We start from the raw sequence: 18,455 nt of genomic DNA, 5'->3' as shown, positions 1-18,455 counted from the left end.
TATTAGTGAAGAAAGAACCACAAACTACAATTACTATTAAGTTTTCAACAATATTGAAACACACCCCTATATAGTTATTCTATTTTGGGTTGTTTTTATTTGGTTTATACTTACTTAAACTGGACAGGTTATTCCCATGCAGATGACCTGTCAATTCTATTTCAAATTTATCTTCATATTCTTCAAACTATATAATCCCCATTTCATCTAATATGTCAGTATAAATAGAACGATTATATCTACGTTTATCTATATAATTCTGCTCATGAAAATCTGTAACATGGTAGACCAATTCGTCATTAAGTTCAGTTACAAGATTAGCATTTATGAATATTTACGCTCATGTAACAGAACAAGCAAAAGAACAAACAGCACAGAATTTTGCTCAATTCATGAGTATGTAAACCAATGGCAATCACGCACGAAAAAAGCCCTCTCCAATTTCTTGGAAAAGGCTTTGTATCAACATTTCTGTAGTGTAAATATGGTTTCTTATTTGAGACCATTACTTTCAAAAAATTGAACCGAAAATTTCATGCGCTTACATGAAAAGCAAACCTTCTTTTTCTAACTGATTGGCAAGAGCTAAGAGAAGGTCTTCGCGCCCTTTCGCAGCAGCAAATTGCACCCCGATCGGTAAACCATCAACAGTCTCAAAAGTCGGAAGACTAATAGCCGGCTGACCACTTAAATTTTGTAATTGTGTAAAGGGCGTCCAAGCTAAACTGTCTGCAAACATTTCCCAGATTAAATCTTGTTGGTCCTGCATTGAAAAGTCTGCCATATTTTCTAAGCGGCTCCGTAAGTCTCCTGTTATCTCAAACTGACCATGCTTAGGAGCTGTGCTTGCCACAGTAGGTGTCAAAAGCAGGTCATGAGTCTTGTGAAATGTTGCCATAGTAGCACTATAGCGATCCCAATCCTGTAAGACCTTAGAATAATGTTTGGCAGGAATCTTTTGACCACTCTGATAAATAGCCCAAGTCATGATTTCCATGTCATTCATGTCCATAGGTCTTCCTAATGAGTTTTCAATTTCATCAAACATCTGCGCGGTTTCCACACTATTCATGAGGTAATAGGATTTCATAACCTCAATACCATCTAGAACATGTCGATCAAGCGGAATCAATTGATGCCCAAGGCTAGTCAGCTTATCAACCATATCTAATACCGCTTGCTTTGCTTCAGAAGATATTTCTGTCCCAATCGGAGATGCTAGGCTATAAGCAATGGTTAAAGGCTCTGCTATGTCCCCAAAAAGCTGAGCTTGAGTGAGGGTCGGTAGCGGAAAAGGACTTTCCAACTGGCAAACCTGCATGCCCCAAAGAAGCTTTCGAGTGTCTCGAATTGACTTAGTTAGTGCAAAATGACTGGAAGCCCCTTGCCAACCACGGTAGGAAAAAGGACCGACCGGTATACGACCACGGCTAGGCTTAAGTCCAATTAAACCGTTAAATGAGGCCGGAATCCGAATAGAGCCACCACCGTCAGAGGCCCCAGCTAGCTGAACCATACCTGAAGATACCGCTGCCGCTGTACCTCCCGAAGAGCCACCTGCATTACGCGTCAGGTCTTTAGGTAAATTGACCGAACCATGTAACCGACTATCCGAAATGTTTTTAAAGCCAAATTCAGGCGTATTTGTCCGACCGATGATAATAAAACCTAGCGCTTCCATCGTGCGCGTGAAATTATCTGTATGATGAGCTCTATAGTCCTTAAAAAGCTTTGAACCTGCAGTTGACAGTTGACCAGCTTGATTTTGCCCTAAATCCTTTAACAAAAGCGGCACACCAGCAAAAGGCGCCTCGCTGTTTTTTAGCGACTCTGCCTTAGCAAGCGCCTCTTCAAATTGGGTGGATACCACTGCGTTGATTTTAGGATTTAAAGATTCAATACGTTCAATGCTCTCTAGAACTAATTCCTTTGCAGAGACCATCTTTTCTTTAACCGCAAGAGCTTGTTGGCTAGCATCCTTCCACTTCATCATATACCTCGTCTTCTTCTTTCCAATAGAGTATCATGAAACATCAAAAACAGCAAGATAGTTCTTGCTGTTTTGCTTAAATCTCTTCAAAGGCATCTTTGACCTTGTCAAAAAAACCTCTCTTCTTAGGATGAACTTCTTTTTCTCCACTTGCCGCAGCAAAAGCCTTGAGCGCTTCTTTTTGAGCTTCATTCAGCTTGGTTGGCGTCACAATATTGACCGTTACATGCTGATCGCCCTGACCATTGCCACGTAATTGCGGAGCGCCTTTGCCACGTAAACGGAATGTCTTACCTGTCTGGGTACCTGCTGGAATGGCCATCTCTACTGGACCATGAACAGTAGGAATATCTACAGTATCGCCTAAAGCTGCTTGCACAAAAGAAATGTTCATCGTGTAGTAAATGGTCGAGCCATTACGCTCAAACTTATCACTCTTAGCAACATTGATAATAACAAAGAGATCGCCATATGGACCACCATTAAATCCAGCTTCTCCTTGTCCTTGCAAGCGAATTTGCTGACCAGTCTCTACGCCAGCAGGAATCTTCACTGAAACCTTGTGACTGCGGTTTTCATGTCCTGTTCCACGACAAGTCGTACATGGATCCTTGATTTCTTTACCACGACCGTGGCAGACATCACAGGTCACTTGACGACGCATCATGCCAAGTGGTGTTTGTGTATCAACATTGATAACCCCTTGACCATGACATCGACCACAGGTGACCGGACTAGTTCCTGGCTTAGCCCCTGTTCCTGCACAAGTACCACATGAGGATTCACGCGTGTAGCTAACCTCTTTTTCAGTACCAAAAATAGCTTCTTCAAACGTCAAATTGACACGGTACTGGAGATCATCCCCCTGACGAGGAGCGTTAGGGTTACGCATACCACCTCCGCCAAAGAAGGAGGAAAAGATGTCTTCGAAACCTCCAAAGCCACCAGCACCCCCAAAACCATCGAAGCCACCTCCACCGAAGCCTCCATTTGCTCCAGCAGGACCATACTGGTCATAGGCAGCCCGTTTTTGCGGATCACTCAAGGTCTCATAAGCCTCTTGGACTTCCTTGTACTTGTCCTCTGCACCAGCCTCCTTGTTGATGTCGGGGTGGTACTTCTTGGACAACTTCCGATAGGCTTTTTTTATCTCGTCCTGAGAGGCATCCTTAGAAACCCCCAGACGATCGTAAAATTCAGTATTGTTCATAATGTAAGATATTAAGCCGTTAAGCGACTCAAAGAAAAATAGGAAACTGTCCGACGATGCCTCGCATCTAGGTAAAGTTTATCTTTTTTCAAAGAGTCGTAGGCGTATTCAGTTACACCAAAATAGTCATGCAAGAATACTACATATAAACGACTGTGTTCGAATTACCGAACTTGTATTCCTTTCTTTGAAAATTAGAAAGTAGCCCGTGTTCAGTTAAGAACACTTTCCTTTCTGTAAAATTTTAGAAGTCAAATACAGGCATTCCAGTCCTCGCTAGAAGTTACTCAACAAGCGTTTGGCTACTGCCCTACCTGACATTGGATTTTGCCCCGTCACAAAGCGACCATCTTGTAGGGCAAATGAAGTGTAGGGAAGTTTCTTTTGAAAATCAGCCCCACGTTTGTTGACCTCAGTTTCTGTGATAAAGGGAACCTTTTTCAGTTTTCCACTAAGAATTTCTTCCCATTTGGTGAAACCTGTTATCTTCTTACCAGCAATAAGATAACGGCCATCCCTATCACGAATATTTAACAAACCTGCAACACCGTGACAAACTGAGGAAATGAAACCACCTTGTTCATAGATAGAATAGGCAATTTCTTGTAGTGCTGTGTTGTTTGGAAAGTCCCAAATCACACCGTGTCCGCCTGTATAGTAAATAGCGATATAGTCCTCAGGTTGAACATCTTCTGGTTTAAGAGAATATAGCAAGGCACGCTCCTTAAAATCAGCGCTTTCAGATAGTTGTAAATCTTCTTTGGAAACATAGATACTTTTCAAGCTACGAGGATCGATTGGAACACTTCCTCCTTTTGGACTGACATAATCCACTTCAAATCCTGCTTTGGTAACTTCATCTACAAATTCTGTCGCTTCTGCCAGCCATAAACCTGTTTTTTCTTCATCATTTTTGTATTGAGATACATTCGTCAAAACGACCAGTATTTTCTTCGTATTCATTTAACCTCGTCTCTTCTTTACCCAAAAACAGAGGCTGGGTGACAACCTCTGTGATTGGAATCTTGATTTAATAATGATTTCTATTCTCGGAAAGATGAGAACTGAGTTCAATCTAATAACCGTAACCGTTAGCTTCTAGTTTTCAAGCTCACGGGCTAAAATAGTCCACAGGACCAACTGCTCGTTTCTCATTTCTGGCTCGCAGGCTAGCTGAAAGAGTCTATTCCCAGACTCTTTCACTCCCCGAACGTTTTTACTTCTCCGTAAACTCGCCATCCACCACATCATCGCCTGCGTTGTCAGCAGTTTGTGCACCCTCTTGGCCTGCGGCTGCTTGTTGTGCTGCTGCGGCTTGCTCGTAGAGTTTCACTGCAAGGGCTTGGGCTTTTTCGTTGAGGTTGTCAAGTTTAACCTTCATGTCGTCCAAGTTGTTAGCTTCTTGAGCTGCTTTCAACTCATCAAGAGCTGCTTGAGCTTGGTCACGTTCTGCGTCGAAGCCTTTGCCTTCAGTTTCTTTCAGAGTTTTCTCAGTCGCAAAGATTGCTTGGTCCACATCGTTACGAAGGTCAACTTCTTCCTTACGTTTCTTATCTGCTTCAGCGTTTGCTTCTGCATCTTTCATCATGCGGTCGATTTCTTCGTCAGTCAAACCTGAGTTAGACTGGATAACGATTGTTTGCTCTTTTTGCGTACCAAGGTCTTTAGCTTTTACAGAAACGATACCGTTCTTGTCGATGTCGAATGTTACTTCGATTTGTGGAATACCACGAGGTGCTGCAGGGATGTCTGTCAATTGGAAGCGACCAAGAGTTTTGTTGTCTGCTGCCATTGGACGCTCACCTTGAAGCACGTGGATGTCAACAGCTGGCTGGTTATCTGCCGCAGTTGAGAAGACCTGTGATTTAGAAGTTGGGATAGTTGTGTTGCGGTCGATGAGTTTTGTAAAGACGCCACCCATTGTTTCGATACCAAGTGATAATGGTGTTACGTCAAGGAGGACAACATCTTTGACATCACCAGTGATGACACCACCTTGGATAGCCGCACCCATAGCAACGACTTCGTCAGGGTTTACAGATTTGTTTGGCTCTTTACCAGTTTCAGCCTTAACAGCTTCTACAACGGCTGGGATACGAGTTGAACCACCGACAAGGATAACTTCATCAATTTCTGACAAGCTAAGACCTGCATCTGACAGGGCTTGACGAACAGGAATTTTTGTACGTTCTACAAGGTCGTAAGTCAATTCGTCAAATTTCGCACGAGTCAATGTCATTTCCAAGTGAAGCGGACCTGCTGCACCTGCAGTGATGAACGGCAAGCTGATTTGAGTTGATGTTACACCAGAAAGGTCTTTTTTCGCTTTTTCAGCCGCATCTTTCAAACGTTGAAGGGCCATCTTGTCAGCTGACAAGTCGATGCCATTTTCTTTCTTGAATTCTGCTACCATGTGGTCGATAATCTTTTGGTCAAAGTCGTCACCACCGAGCTTGTTATCACCTGCTGTTGCAAGTACGTCAAAGACACCGTCACCAAGCTCAAGAATGGATACGTCAAATGTACCACCACCAAGGTCGAATACCAAGATTTTCTCGTCTTTGTCAGTCTTGTCCAAACCGTAAGCAAGTGCTGCTGCAGTTGGCTCGTTGACGATACGTTCTACTTCAAGACCAGCGATTTTACCAGCGTCTTTGGTTGCTTGACGTTGGGCATCGTTGAAGTAAGCAGGAACAGTGATAACTGCTTTGGTTACTTTTTCACCAAGGTATTCTTCAGCGTAGCCTTTCAAGTATTGAAGGATCATAGCTGAGATTTCTTGTGGTGTGTATTCTTTACCGTTTGCTGAAACTTTTTCAGAAGTTCCCATTTTTGATTTGATAGAGATGATGGTATCTGGGTTGGTTACCGCTTGGCGTTTTGCAGCGTCACCAACGATGATTTCACCATTTTTGAAAGACACAACAGACGGAGTTGTGCGGTTTCCTTCTGGGTTTGCGATGATTTTTGATTCAGTTCCTTCAAGAACTGCAACTGCTGAGTTTGTTGTACCTAAGTCAATACCGATAATTTTAGACATGTGTGTTACCTCTTTTTAATTTACTTTCTTTTCAAGTAGTTTAACGACATTTCGGTCAGGTTTCTTTTTTGGAAAATAGCAGAGCGACTACTCTGATACGACCACCATAGCCGGTCTCAACAGACGTTCATGCAACTTGTAGCCTTTTTGGAAGACTTGTGCAATGTGTTCTGCTGGGCAGTCGTCTGTGGCTGGAACTGTTTGAATGGCCATATGAAGATTTGGGTCAAAGACATCGGTTGCGACTTCTTCCACCCCTTCTTCTTTGAGGGCTTGGATCAAGCTTTCCTGTACCATTTCCAAGCCTTTTTTGACATCTTCTGTCAAGCCTTCGACTTGAAGGGCACGTTCCAAGTTATCCAAGCTCGGCAAGATTTTCTTAGCCAAGTCTTGCGAACGGTAGCGTTGAATAGTCTGGCGTTCTTCGTTGGCACGACGTTGAATATTTTGCATTTCAGCGTGGGCACGGAGGTACTTGTTTTCAAATTCCTCTGCCCGCTCATTTGCCAAATCCAATTCTGATTTTTCAGGTGTCTCCACAACTTCTTCTGTTGCTTCAACCTCTTCTACGATTTCTTCGTTTTTGATTTCTTCTGACAAAATTTCACCTCATTTATCTATTTACTTCATAGTGGTTGCTATTGAGATAGCGATAGTAGTCTGTCAGCTTAGCAACCATGACTCGGCTAATGATATTAATTAGACTAACATTTCGACGATAATCCATTTCAATCGGTCCAATTAAGCTCATCAGCGCCAAACCTCGATAAGGGATTAAAAAGTGGTGACTGATGACCGTCAATTCTGATAGGGCAGGCTCCTTACTTTCTGCCAACATGACTTTTGTCACTTGATCATCAGCAATCGCAGAGCGTAGTTCTAAAGCTACATTTTGCTCATTATCAAAAAAGTGATAGGTAGCAACATCTGCATACCTCAAGGCATCTACCTTACCTGCGATAAAGACCGTCTCCCTAAAAAGTTGACTAAAAATATAATCAAAAAGGTCTAGAACATTGTCCATCGTCTTAAAATACTTCTGCACCACCTGTGGCACTTCAGTCCTCAGTTTATAGTGAATGTCAAGCACTGACTGATTGACAAAGCGTTCATCAACCAGAGATTTAAAGGCTTCCAAATCACTCACCAAAAAATTCTTGGGTATGGCAAACTGCACTGTGACTGGTTTTGATTCATCCAAAGTCAATACCGCAAGGGCATCGTGATTAGAGAGCTTCACAATGTCAAATTTTGTCAAGCGTTGCCGAGTTGGTTCAACATCTTGAACAACAGCGGTGTAGCCTGTCATCTGTGCCAACAATCGTCCAGCGGCTGCCAGAATATCTTCTAAGCGAAAGGCTTCAAAATCAAAGGCCTTAATCACCTGATAAACATCCTGCTCATCAATGCTATCCATCTTGAGAGAATGTTCCACAAAATACTGAAAGCCTGCTCGACTAGGAAGACGCCCACTTGAGGTGTGAGCTTTTTCGAGAAAACCTAACTTTTCAAGCTTTGCCATATCATTACGAATAGTCGCTGAGCTAGAAGAAATAAGTTCCTGTAAAGCCTTAGATCCCACGGGCTCTTGTGTCTTTGTGAACATCTCAATAATTAAATTTAAGATATCATTTTGACGATCTGTAATCACGAGGGCCACCTCCTCTTAGCACTCTTTCCGTTTGAGTGCTAAACTTTATAAGTCTATTATACGCGAAATTTTTGTCTTGTCAAGAAAATTAGCACTCTTTTTTAAAGAGTGCTAAAAATACATCTTAAGACTGATTAGATGAGGCATCTAATATCGCTCTGCCATTTTCCCGATAAGAAAGTTCTCCTATCTTATCAATGGTAAATTGACCATCACGAAAAGAAACTTGCGTCACACTACCATTGGCAATATAGGTGTTTTTTTGATAGCTTGGGTCAATGAGAGAAAGAAAGGTACCAATAGTCATGCCATGACTCACCACAAGCACATCTCCGCCACCTAACGCTTCAACCTGCTTAGCAATGCTGGTAAAACCGTCTAGAATACGACCACTTAAAGCTTCCCAAGTCTCTGCCCAATCGGCAGTATCTGCTTCATAGATACCTTCTGCCATTTCTTGATAAGAAAGTTCTGCTAAGGGGCGATCAAAAATACGGGGTAAAATCCCTTGGAAGAGATCCACATCAAACCCTCCATCCATACTACCGAAACACCACTCACGAATCCGTTTATCTCGGGTATGAGGAAGCCCCTGTAACCCCATCTCTTCTAGAATGATATCTAAAGTGAGAATAGTCCTCCCCAAATCACTGGTATAAGCCACCTTAAAATCAATTCCTGCTTCACGAAGACCGATACCAAGCTCTCGAATACCTTCCGCTCCAGCCTCTGTCAACGGGGTATCCGACCACCCCTGAGCTCGACCAATCGTATTAAACATGGTCTTTCCATGTCTTGCAATAAACAATCGCGTTGTCATGACAATCCTCCAACACTTCCTACTCTAAACAAATAACCTCTATTATACTATTTATACTTTTCCTCAAGCTTACTCATCCAAAGCCCCAGCCAGGTTCCCAAGCCAAAGAAAAGGATCGCCAAAATCCAAGTCCCTAAGCCAGCTCCTACATAGGAAATAGCTTCGTTATTGTCAGCTTGTGGTATTAAAATCAGCAGGGTCGATGACAAAACGACTCCAATGATAAAATGGTAGACACGTGAATGATAAACTTTGAGCGCATAGGCCATGGCCTTTGAAAAAGCCACCATAGCTAATAGGCCACCAATAGCAATCGGTAAAAACGTCCCAAAAAGATCTAAAGATTTAAAGCCATTAAGCATCGGCGTATAGATGCCTAAAATTAACAGCAGATTCGACGGGCTAAGTCCAGGAACCAATACCCCCAAAGCAATTAAAGCTCCCGCTAAGACAAAACTCAGGAAATTAGCAGGAAGAGTGCCGACTAAACTATTGAGATTATAGAGCAAGAAAGCAGACACAAGAAATGCCCCTAACAACCAAACCCAATCAACGACATCTCGACGGCTTTTTTGCGTTGATTCCTTGAGCAAGCTAGGAATCGTTCCGATAATGGCTCCTGCAAAGCACCAGAGGGTCACAACTTGAAAATGTTGTAAAAGGTATTCAACCGGAAAAGAGAAAAGAGCAATTCCTAATATCCCACCAATTCCAACAGGAATGAAGTAAAGCACATTTTCCTTGAAATTCTGACGAATATTAGCTAAAAAACCAATCAAGCGTTCATAAATGCCTAAAATCGCTGCTAACACTCCTCCTGATACACCTGGTAAAATAAAACCAAGCGCTATCACCATTCCTTTTATAATTCTAGATACCCAAGATGACATACATTTCTCCTAAAATATTCAATAATACTTTATTATACCATTAAATATGATAAAGGATAACTCTTGACCCATCTATAACTGGTACAGTACCAAAAAATCGAGCCTAGGCTCGATTCAGAATGAAGACAAAGTCGTTAGAATTATATTTCTAACGGCTTTTTCATATGTAAAGTAGTATAATAGAGATAGGAATACTAGCTAATAAGCAGAGGGAGAATCGCTATGTTACACAAAGAAAATCCAGACTACAATCGCGGTCAATTTGGTTTCTACAGTTTAGATGACCTTGTTCCTCAAGATCATCTCCTTCGTCAAATAGAGGAAGCTATTGACTTCTCCTTTATCTATGACTTAGTCGCAGATAGCTATAGCGATGATACAGGGCGTCCTAGTCTTGACCCTATTCTGCTCATTAAAATTCCAATCCTTCAGTGTCTCTTCGGCATTCGTTCCATGCGTCAAACCATTAAGGAAATCGAAGTCAACACTGCCTACCGTTGGTTTCTTGGTCTTCGACTGGATGATAAGGTGCCTCATTTCACTACCTACGGAAAGAACTATGTCCGTCGTTTTCAAGATAGACAAGTTATTGAAGGCATTTTCACCCATATCTTAGGTCTCTGCGTCAATGCAGGCTTCATAGATCCAACAGAAATTTTCATTGACGGTACCCATATCAAGGCTACGGCGAATAATCGTAAATTCATCAATCGTGAAATTGAAAAGCAAGCCAAGTTTATGAGTGACCAGCTAGAGATTGAAATTAACAGGGATAGAGAAAAGCATGCAAAAAAGCCGCTAGGGCCCGCAAAAGAGGAGGGACCCATCGCTAAGAAAATTTCTACAACTGACCCTGAAAGTGGCTGGTTTCATAAAGGGGACCATAAGGAAGTATTTGCTTATACAGCTCAGGTTGCTTGTGACAAGCATGGTTGGGCTCTGGCTTATAGCGTGGAGGCTGGCAATGTCCATGACAGCCAGGCCTTTCCTGTACTCTTCGCTAAACTCCAACCCTTTCAGCCTAGCTTTCTCGTTGCCGATTCTGGCTATAAGACCCCAAGTATCGCTCGCTTCCTCCTAGAACAAGAGATTACTCCAGTCTTTCCGTATACACGACCGAAAGGAAAGAAAGGGAAACTACGCTCGAAGGATTTTGTCTATGATGAATACTATGACTGTTATATCTGCCCTGAGAATCAGGTCTTAAACTATCGCACAACCACCAGAGAAGGCTATCGGGAATATAAGAGTGATCCAGCTATCTGTGCTACTTGTCCACTCTTATCCATTTGTACAGAAAGCAAGAACAAGCAGAAAGTGGTAACTCGACATGTTTGGAAAGATGCTTTAGAGACCTGTGAAGAGATTCGGCACAGGAAAGGTATGAAGGAGCTTTACCAGAAACGGAAAGAAACCATTGAGCGCCTCTTTGGGACAGCCAAAGAGTACCACAATCTCCGTTATACAAGAGAGAAAGGCAAGTCCAAAATGGAAGATAAAGTTGGACTGACTTTGGCGTGTTTAAATCTAAAGAAATTGGTAAAAATGAGGGCAGGGAAGCCTTTTTATGTTGTCCAAATAGCCACTATTCTGGCAAAAAGACGGACTATCAGACCAATAAACAGAAAAAGAGTTTAGGGCTAGTTTTGTGCTATTTTATCGTCCATATCTGTGATGAGAGAAGCTAAATTAATTGCCTTTAATGATTGTAGAAATTGGGTGTGAATCTCATTTAGACGGGGATCAAGAACAGAATGAACAACACGCCCAACTTCACAATTTGGATTGGTATCATCATGTGGTTTCAAAATAGTTTTATGAGGATCCTCAACAGCTAAAAAAATATCCCAGAGAGTAAGTTCCTCTGGCTTTTTCGTTAAATGCGCTCCACCTACTCCAGCTTCCACTTTCACAAGTCCAGATTTTTGTAATTTTCCTAATAAATTGCGGACAATTACAGGGTTCGTTTGAATACTGTCAGCAAGAAATGTAGACGTTACCTTCTCGCTGTTTTCAAAATGATGGATGGCTAATAGGATATGAACTGAAGTAGCTAATCGTGTAGAATATGACATTTTGTTTCCTTTTATTATTTTTTTCCATACTCATTATACCATGTTTTGTTGTAATAAAAAAATTTCAACTTTTTGGGTTATAACTGTTGACATTACATCTGGAAGCTGTTATACTTTATTCATCAGTTGTAATAAAATCATTTACAACCTGTAAAAACATTTTTGGAGGAAAAAATAATGTCAAAAGTTGCAGTAATTAGTTCAAATGGTCGTGTTGCTCGTTTAATCATCGAAGAGCTTGTAGGTCGTGGATACGATGTTACAGGTTTTAGTCGTGAAGAAACAAACGCTTCAAAAGCGCAAACATATATTCAAAAAGACTTATTTGCCATCACAAAGGAAGATGTAGCTGATTTTGAAGTTGTCGTTAGCGCATTTGGTACTTGGGCTCCTGAAACTCTTCATCTGCATGTTGAAGTGATTAATCACTTATCAGATATCATGGCTAATTCAGATGCTCGTTTTGTAGTTGTCGGTGGTGCAGGTAGCTTATATGTTGATCCAGAGCTAACCGTTCAATTGGTAGATACTCCAGATTTTCCGAAAGAATACTATGCACTTGCTAAAGCACAAACGGATGCACTTGATGTTCTTCGCAAACGCAATGATGTCAAATGGACATTTGTCAGCCCAGCTGCAGACTTCCAAGCCGAAGGTGAGCGTACAGGTCAATATATTCTTGCAGGTGATCAATTCACATTAAATGAACGGGGTGAAAGTATCCTTAGTTATGCTGATTACGCTCTTGCTTTTGCAGACGAAATCGAAAAAGGGAACCACATCCAAGAACGTATCAGTATCGTTCGTAAATAATCAATAAAAGCAGAGTACTTTGATAATAAAAAGCGAGATTGAGATTTTCTCAGTCTCGCTTTAACAATTAATTAAGGAGGGAATAATGAACCAAGAACAAAGGCGATTGTATTTAATAAAGATACTCTTATCAGAAAAAGCAGAATATGCAGGTATAGTAATCCCTGATGAAGTTGAACAGCAAAAAGTACTTTTACGAGCTTTGGTTAACGTTCGCCCACCAGAAACTGTGTCGGCTGAGTTTTTAGATATTCAAAATGCCTACCTTCAAGAAGAGTTAACACAAAAAACAGTCACAAAATTGACTGATTTGACTCCGAGTTCTGGTCAATTATACCTATGGAGAGGTGATATTACGACCTTAAAAGTAGATGGCATTGTTAATGCTGCTAATAGCCAACTTTTGGGTTGTTTTTATCCGAATCACAAGTGTATTGATAATGCTATTCATACTTTTGCAGGTGTTCAATTACGGCAGGAATGTTATCGGCAGATGAAAGAGCAAGGACACTTAGAAAAGACGGGTGAGGCGAAGATAACCCCTGCTTATAATTTGCCGAGTCAATCTGTTTTACATACAGTTGGGCCTATTGTTGATGGTGGATTACGATCTCATCATGAAAAAGATTTAATGAGTAGTTATCGCTCTTGTTTAGAATTAGCAGATGCTAATGGTTTAAACAGTTTAGCATTTTGCTGTATTTCAACAGGAGAATTTCATTTTCCACATGAGAGAGCAGCAGAACTGGCAGTAGCAACTGTTCAAGAATATTTAAAAGAGACAGATAGCAAGATGAAGGTGGTATTCAATGTTTTTAAAGAAGAAGATGAAAAAATCTACAAAAGATTACTCGGAGCAAATTAATGACATCGTAAAAAAATTAGAAAAAGCAGATGCTGTTCTCATTGGTATTGGCGCAGGATTATCAGCCTCTGCAGGTCTGACTTATTATGGTGAACGTTTTGAACACTATTTTTCTGATTTTAAAGAAAAGTATGGTATCGAAGACATGTATTCTGGTGGCTTTTATCCTTTTGCTACAAAGGAAGAATATTGGGCATGGTGGAGTCGTCATATTTTTATTAATCGCTATGAAGCACCAGTTGGTCAACCCTATATCGATTTATTAGACATTGTTAAACATAAGGATTATTTTATTTTATCAACGAATGTCGATCATCAAGTACAAAAAGCGGGATTTGATAAAAAAAGGCTTTTTTATACACAAGGGGATTATGGTTTAATGCAATGTTCGGTTCCTTGTCATTATACCAACTATGACAACAAAGAGTTGATTTATCAGATGGTTGAATCTGAAATGGAAATGAAAATCTCTTCTAATCTTATACCAACTTGTCCTAGGTGTGGTGCTCCTATGACGAATAATCTAAGGATAGATAATCGTTTTGTTGAAGATGAAGGATGGCATAAAGCTCAAAAAAGGTATAGCGAATTTTTGGAAGAAAATAGCAAAAAAGCAATCATTTATTTAGAACTTGGTGTAGGCATGAATACACCAGGTATCATTAAATATCCTTTTTTGCAAATGACCTATACTAATCCCCAAGCAACGTTTATTACATTAAATCAAGAAACGTTTACATATCCTGATGAACTTTCAAAGCAATTAATACAGCTTAATGGTGATATTGGTAAAAATCTACAAGAAATTCGCCAAAGAATAGAATCAAAATCTATAAGTAATTATGTAAACTAAAAAGAGTTTGGGACAAAACTAGTCCTAGCCCCAAGCTCTTTAGTTTTTTTGTTTGAGAATTTTTTCGGTTTATAGTATATGATTTTATTGTAATAAAATACCATCACTTTTCCCAGAATATTACCCGAAACAAAAATCAGCCATAATATACCAAGTATAGAGGGAGACAATCTGTATAAATTGAAGCCACCAAAAAACAGTATGAAACCATCTCTTTTGGTAACAACGAAAACAAAGATAGAGCATGAAAAACCAAATAATCATGAGCAACAGATGTTCCAATACGTCTAGGTTCGGTGCTTCAGAAATCTGATTGCTAAAAAAGAGAGGTCTCGCCAATATCATTAAGTTAAGGATCCTACTCCAATTTTTATTGGATAGGGTCTTTTTATTTTTCAATAAATTAATAGTCTAAAATTAAAAAGGAGTTTTCCCATGGTTCAGTCTATTCAAACAATCCTAGAGTCTTTCATCTCACAACTCTCATCCGACAGTTCTTCTTATATCGTCCAACCAGATAAAGACTTTACCCGTTCCAGAAAATGTTCCTTCCAACAAATGGTTTCCGCTATACTAAACATGGGCGGTCAAACACTATCAAAAGAACTTATCAATCAAGACTTCCCCATTTCAAAGGCAGCTTTTGTCCAAAATCAGTATAAAATTAAGCACCAAGCCTTTAAAAAGCTCTTCAAAAACTTTACGCAGGCTATTCTTCCAAAAACAGAACTCACTATTCTGGCTGTAGATGGATTAGATATCCATATTCCAGTCATTCCTGAGGACACAGCCTCTCATTTTCCTTCAAAATTAGGTGGAAAAGCCTATAATCTCCTTCACTTAGATGCACTATTTGATTTGGAAAGTGAGCTCTATTGCGATGCCTAGGTTCAAGAGAGACGAGATGTTGATGAACGGCAGGCTCTGATTGAAATGATGGAGAATTCTCTCTTTCGAACAAGCACTCATTGTGGCCGATAGGGGGTATGAATCTTAGAACCTGTATTCACAAGTGAAGTACTTGTATATAAGAGATAGTTTTTCGCTAATCAAGGCAGTTTTTTGAGGGAATACTGACTGTATTTTGAAAAAAACTAACGATGAGTAGCTGAAAAACTAGCCTTAGATGGAAGTGCTGAACTGTGAATACAGGTTCTAAGAATCAATACAAGTTTATTCCCAGCAATCAAACCTTTGATTTTCTTCCTAAAGAATGGGAAAGGGGAGCTGAAACAGAGTTTTCCCCCCTTTCTTTTCGCATGATTCGGTTTCAAATAGCTCCAAATAAGTATGAGACCCTCGTGACCAATTGTGATAAACCTGTAGACTATATAAAAAGCCTCTATACCCGTAGATGGGGCATAGAAACCACTTTTCGTCACTTGAAATATGCACTTGGACTGGTGAGTTTTCACGCTAAAAAGCTGGAAGGAATTCTTCAGGAAATTTTCGCTCGCCTCACCTTTTACAATGCCGTCAAAATGACCGCTTCTAAGGTCATCATTAGGGAGCGAAGAACAAAGTATAGATATAAAATCAGCTTTTCAGATGCCTGCTATATTTGTCGTCTATTTTTCCGTCACCAAATACCTTCCAAGCAAGTTGAAATCTACGTCCAATCCTACCTCTGTCCAATTCGACCTGATAGACAAGCAAGGAGGGAAGTTCGTCATCAAACGCTTGTAGATTTCACTTATAGAATAGCATAAAATCGGATAAATGAATACAAAAAATAAGGATGGAAAGCCTCTTTTTTGTGCTGACTAAATACAAAAATCCCAAGTATTACATCAGAAAAATACTTGAGAGTAAACAGTATAGATGTACTGACGAATGTTAACTTAATGACATTGGAGCAGGGAAGCCTTTTTATATTGTCCAAATAACCACTATTCTGGCAAAAAGACCGACTATCAGACCAATAAACAGAAAAAGACAAACATCAAGCGAGATGTTTGTCTTCAATCTGAATCGAGCCTAGGCTCGATTTTTTTAGATTAGTTATTCAAAGCTGCTGCCATAGTTGCTGCAACTTCTGCTTCGAAATCGTTTGCTGCTTTTTCGATACCGTCACCAACTTCAAAACGTGCAAATGCAACTGCTTTTGCGTTTACTGAATCAAGGTATGCTTCAACAGTTTTGCTGTCATCCATGATGTAAACTTGTGCAAGAAGTGTATAAGCTTGGTCAACTTGTGTGTTATCAAGCAAGAAACGATCCATTTTACCTGGAAGGATTTTATCCCAGATTTGTTCTGGTTTGCCTTCTGCTTTAAGTTCAGCTTTGATAGCTTCTTCAGCTGCTGCAATCACTTCGTCAGTCAATTGTGCTTTAGAACCGTATTTCAAAAGTGGCAAGGCTGGTTTGTCAACCATAGCACGAGACTCATTGTCTTGCTCAATTTTGTGGTTAAGTTGCGCCAATTCATCTTTGACGAATTGCTCATCAAGCTCTGTGTATGAAAGCACAGTTGGTTTCATGGCAGCGATATGCATTGACACTTGTTTAGCAAGCGCTTCGTCGCCACCTTCGATAACAGAGATAACGCCGATGCGACCACCGTTGTGTTGGTATGCACCAAATACTTGTGCATCTGTTTTTTCGATAAGAGCAAAGCGACGGAATGAAATTTTTTCACCGATTGTAGCTGTTGCGTTGATGTAAGCTGCTTCAAGCGTTTCACCGTTTGCCATTGTCAAAGCAAGAGCTTCTTCGTTGTTTGCAGGTTTACCTTCAGCGATGACTTTAGCTGTTTCGTTTACCAAATCAACGAATTGTGCATTTTTCGCTACGAAGTCAGTCTCAGCATTCACTTCAATAACTGCTGCTACGTTACCGTTAACGTAAACACCTGTCAAACCTTCAGCTGCTACACGGTCAGCTTTCTTAGCTGCCTTAGCCATACCTTTTTCGCGAAGCAATTCAATCGCTTTTTCGATATCACCTTCAGTTTCAACCAATGCTTTTTTCGCGTCCATAACGCCAGCACCTGATTTTTCACGCAATTCTTTTACGAGAGCTGCTGTAATTTCTGCCATGTCTGTTCTCCTTTTGTTTTTTGTAAAAATAGAGGAGCTGGGCTGAGCCCCGCCCCTCTAGGTTGTTTCAGTTTATCTTTGTGTAACTAGCTTATTTGCCTTCTACAACTTCAACCAATTCTTCAAGTGATTCTGCTGAAGCCACTTCAACAGTCTCAGCTTCAAATGAAACTGCCGCATCTTCACCTTGACGACCCTCGATAACAGCATCTGCCATTTTCGCAGTGATCAATTTAACAGCGCGGATAGCATCATCGTTAGCAGGGATGATAACATCGATATCATCTGGATCTGCGTTAGTATCTACCATAGCAACTACAGGGATACCAAGTTTTTTAGCTTCTTTAACTGCGATTTGCTCTTTGTGTGGGTCAACAACGTACATCACATCTGGAATACGTGGCATATCTTCGATACCGCCCAAGAATTTCTCAAGACGTGCGCGTTGTTTGTTAAGAAGAGCAACTTCTTTCTTAGGAAGAACATCAAAAGTACCGTTTTCTTCCATTGCTTTGATTTCTTTCAAACGAGCGATACGTTTTTGGATAGTTCCCCAGTTTGTAAGCGTTCCACCCAACCAACGGTGGTTGATGAAGTATTGACCTGAACGTACTGCTTCTTCAGCAACTGCTTCAGCAGCTTGCTTCTTAGTACCTACAAAGAGGATGATAGCATCGTTTGCTGCAGCATCACGGATAAAATCATAAGCTTGATCAGCCAATTTTACTGTTTGTTGCAAGTCAATAACGTGGATACCGTTACGCTCTGTGAAGATGTACTTAGCCATCTTAGGGTTCCAGCGACGAGTTTGGTGACCAAAGTGAACACCAGCTTCGAGCAATTGTTTCATTGAAATTACTGCCATGAGTAGTTTCTCCTTTTTTGTTTTTTTCCTCTCTCGGACGTCGACTCGCAGCTCAACCTATCGGCAACAGAACCACAATTGATCCAAGATGAGTATTTGTTGTTAGACAACTTACTTAGTATAGCAGACTTTTCCATAAATAGCAAGAAAATTTGCACTTGACGGATACTGTTTTTTACGATAGAATTATTCTTGTTATGGCGGTATAGCCAAGTGGTAAGGCACGGCTCTGCAAAAGCTTGATCGTCGGTTCAAATCCGTCTACCGCCTTTCAGTACCTGATTTAACAGGATTTAACAGAACAAAAAGCCCGTAAAGTCGGGCTTTTTGGTTTTTTTATTCGGT

Annotated in this window: 17 protein-coding genes and 1 tRNA gene; 7 read left to right on the top strand and 11 right to left on the bottom strand. The window is 40.6% G+C overall.

Annotation, left to right across the window (positions count from 1 at the left end):
* Positions 1-541: 541 nt before the first annotated feature.
* From G575_RS0108115 to G575_RS0108080, 8 genes are all read right to left on the bottom strand, one after another.
* Entirely contained in the window at positions 542-1,990 is a 1,449-nt protein-coding gene (locus G575_RS0108115; RefSeq protein ID WP_027972285.1) for an amidase, read from the bottom strand.
* A gap of 76 nt (positions 1,991-2,066) precedes the next feature.
* The gene (gene dnaJ / locus G575_RS0108110; RefSeq protein ID WP_027972284.1) at positions 2,067-3,200 is read right to left on the bottom strand and encodes a molecular chaperone DnaJ; all 1,134 of its coding nucleotides are present in this window, start codon (positions 3,198-3,200) and stop codon (positions 2,067-2,069) included.
* Positions 3,201-3,476: 276 nt separating this feature from the next.
* Positions 3,477-4,163, bottom strand: a complete 687-nt coding sequence (locus G575_RS0108105; protein ID WP_027972283.1) for a type 1 glutamine amidotransferase domain-containing protein — start codon at positions 4,161-4,163, stop codon at positions 3,477-3,479.
* 253 nt (positions 4,164-4,416) lie between these two features.
* Positions 4,417-6,240: a molecular chaperone DnaK gene (dnaK, locus tag G575_RS0108100; RefSeq protein ID WP_027972282.1), complete on the bottom strand. Its 1,824-nt coding sequence runs from the start codon at positions 6,238-6,240 to the stop codon at positions 4,417-4,419.
* 87 nt (positions 6,241-6,327) lie between these two features.
* Positions 6,328-6,840: a nucleotide exchange factor GrpE gene (gene grpE / locus G575_RS0108095; protein ID WP_002943082.1), complete on the bottom strand. Its 513-nt coding sequence runs from the start codon at positions 6,838-6,840 to the stop codon at positions 6,328-6,330.
* 13 nt (positions 6,841-6,853) lie between these two features.
* Entirely contained in the window at positions 6,854-7,891 is a 1,038-nt protein-coding gene (gene hrcA / locus G575_RS0108090; protein WP_027972281.1) for a heat-inducible transcriptional repressor HrcA, read from the bottom strand.
* 124 nt (positions 7,892-8,015) lie between these two features.
* Positions 8,016-8,711: a histidine phosphatase family protein gene (locus G575_RS0108085; protein WP_037622899.1), complete on the bottom strand. Its 696-nt coding sequence runs from the start codon at positions 8,709-8,711 to the stop codon at positions 8,016-8,018.
* A 47-nt stretch (positions 8,712-8,758) separates the two neighbouring features.
* Positions 8,759-9,601, bottom strand: coding sequence for a DUF368 domain-containing protein (locus G575_RS0108080; protein WP_027972279.1), 843 nt, complete (start codon positions 9,599-9,601; stop codon positions 8,759-8,761).
* A gap of 222 nt (positions 9,602-9,823) precedes the next feature.
* On the opposite strand from G575_RS0108080, the gene G575_RS11345 reads away from it, so the two are divergent.
* Positions 9,824-11,239 carry an IS1182 family transposase gene (locus G575_RS11345; protein ID WP_051177010.1) on the top strand — a complete coding sequence of 472 codons (1,416 nt, stop codon included), beginning with the start codon at positions 9,824-9,826 and terminating at the stop codon, positions 11,237-11,239.
* Positions 11,240-11,241: 2 nt separating this feature from the next.
* Here the strand turns inward: G575_RS11345 and G575_RS0108070 are convergent, their stop codons facing one another.
* Positions 11,242-11,676, bottom strand: a complete 435-nt coding sequence (locus G575_RS0108070; RefSeq protein WP_024398852.1) for an Rrf2 family transcriptional regulator — start codon at positions 11,674-11,676, stop codon at positions 11,242-11,244.
* A gap of 177 nt (positions 11,677-11,853) precedes the next feature.
* Here G575_RS0108070 and G575_RS0108065 point away from each other — a divergent pair, with 177 nt between their 5' ends.
* From G575_RS0108065 to G575_RS11680, 5 genes are all read left to right on the top strand, one after another.
* A complete protein-coding gene (locus G575_RS0108065; RefSeq protein ID WP_024398851.1) occupies positions 11,854-12,489 on the top strand; it encodes an NAD(P)-dependent oxidoreductase in 636 nt (211 codons plus the stop codon).
* A gap of 85 nt (positions 12,490-12,574) precedes the next feature.
* The gene (locus G575_RS0108060) at positions 12,575-13,354 is read left to right on the top strand and encodes a protein-ADP-ribose hydrolase (RefSeq protein WP_024398850.1); all 780 of its coding nucleotides are present in this window, start codon (positions 12,575-12,577) and stop codon (positions 13,352-13,354) included.
* Positions 13,317-14,207 (top strand): SIR2 family NAD-dependent protein deacylase, encoded by an 891-nt coding sequence (locus tag G575_RS0108055; protein ID WP_024398849.1) that lies wholly within the window; start codon positions 13,317-13,319, stop codon positions 14,205-14,207. The genes G575_RS0108060 and G575_RS0108055 overlap by 38 nt, the downstream gene beginning before the upstream one ends.
* Before the next feature lie 435 nt (positions 14,208-14,642).
* A complete protein-coding gene (locus tag G575_RS11685) occupies positions 14,643-15,095 on the top strand; it encodes a hypothetical protein (protein ID WP_083958889.1) in 453 nt (150 codons plus the stop codon).
* Positions 15,096-15,349: 254 nt separating this feature from the next.
* A complete protein-coding gene (locus G575_RS11680; protein ID WP_050571182.1) occupies positions 15,350-15,916 on the top strand; it encodes a transposase in 567 nt (188 codons plus the stop codon).
* A gap of 288 nt (positions 15,917-16,204) precedes the next feature.
* Here G575_RS11680 and tsf read toward each other — a convergent pair whose 3' ends face one another.
* Complete coding sequence (gene tsf, locus G575_RS0108040) at positions 16,205-17,245, bottom strand: translation elongation factor Ts (protein WP_027972277.1); 1,041 nt, start codon at positions 17,243-17,245, stop codon at positions 16,205-16,207.
* 91 nt (positions 17,246-17,336) lie between these two features.
* The gene (gene rpsB / locus G575_RS0108035) at positions 17,337-18,110 is read right to left on the bottom strand and encodes a 30S ribosomal protein S2 (protein ID WP_027972276.1); all 774 of its coding nucleotides are present in this window, start codon (positions 18,108-18,110) and stop codon (positions 17,337-17,339) included.
* Between the two features lie 199 nt (positions 18,111-18,309).
* Here rpsB and G575_RS0108030 point away from each other — a divergent pair.
* Positions 18,310-18,380: transfer RNA gene (locus G575_RS0108030), tRNA-Cys, on the top strand.
* The last annotated feature ends 75 nt before the right edge of the window (positions 18,381-18,455 follow it).

It is taken from the genome of Streptococcus plurextorum DSM 22810 (genome assembly GCF_000423745.1).
Classification (GTDB): domain Bacteria; phylum Bacillota; class Bacilli; order Lactobacillales; family Streptococcaceae; genus Streptococcus; species Streptococcus plurextorum.
The sequence above is the reverse complement of the archived record's forward strand: the minus strand, read 5'-3'. Positions and strand labels throughout refer to the sequence as shown.

Bases quoted from the DNA above. Each gene is read 5' to 3' on its own strand.
- G575_RS0108115 (WP_027972285.1), bottom strand. From the start codon at position 1,990: ATGAAGTGGAAGGATGCTAGCCAACAAGCTCTTGCGGTTAAAGAAAAG.
- dnaJ (WP_027972284.1), bottom strand. From the start codon at position 3,200: ATGAACAATACTGAATTTTACGATCGTCTGGGGGTTTCTAAGGATGCC.
- G575_RS0108105 (WP_027972283.1), bottom strand. From the start codon at position 4,163: ATGAATACGAAGAAAATACTGGTCGTTTTGACGAATGTATCTCAATAC.
- dnaK (WP_027972282.1), bottom strand. From the start codon at position 6,240: ATGTCTAAAATTATCGGTATTGACTTAGGTACAACAAACTCAGCAGTT.
- G575_RS0108085 (WP_037622899.1), bottom strand. From the start codon at position 8,711: ATGACAACGCGATTGTTTATTGCAAGACATGGAAAGACCATGTTTAAT.
- G575_RS0108080 (WP_027972279.1), bottom strand. From the start codon at position 9,601: ATGTCATCTTGGGTATCTAGAATTATAAAAGGAATGGTGATAGCGCTT.
- G575_RS11345 (WP_051177010.1), top strand. From the start codon at position 9,824: ATGTTACACAAAGAAAATCCAGACTACAATCGCGGTCAATTTGGTTTC.
- G575_RS0108070 (WP_024398852.1), bottom strand. From the start codon at position 11,676: ATGTCATATTCTACACGATTAGCTACTTCAGTTCATATCCTATTAGCC.
- G575_RS0108065 (WP_024398851.1), top strand. From the start codon at position 11,854: ATGTCAAAAGTTGCAGTAATTAGTTCAAATGGTCGTGTTGCTCGTTTA.
- G575_RS0108060 (WP_024398850.1), top strand. From the start codon at position 12,575: ATGAACCAAGAACAAAGGCGATTGTATTTAATAAAGATACTCTTATCA.
- G575_RS0108055 (WP_024398849.1), top strand. From the start codon at position 13,317: ATGAAAAAATCTACAAAAGATTACTCGGAGCAAATTAATGACATCGTA.
- G575_RS11685 (WP_083958889.1), top strand. From the start codon at position 14,643: ATGGTTCAGTCTATTCAAACAATCCTAGAGTCTTTCATCTCACAACTC.
- tsf (WP_027972277.1), bottom strand. From the start codon at position 17,245: ATGGCAGAAATTACAGCAGCTCTCGTAAAAGAATTGCGTGAAAAATCA.
- rpsB (WP_027972276.1), bottom strand. From the start codon at position 18,110: ATGGCAGTAATTTCAATGAAACAATTGCTCGAAGCTGGTGTTCACTTT.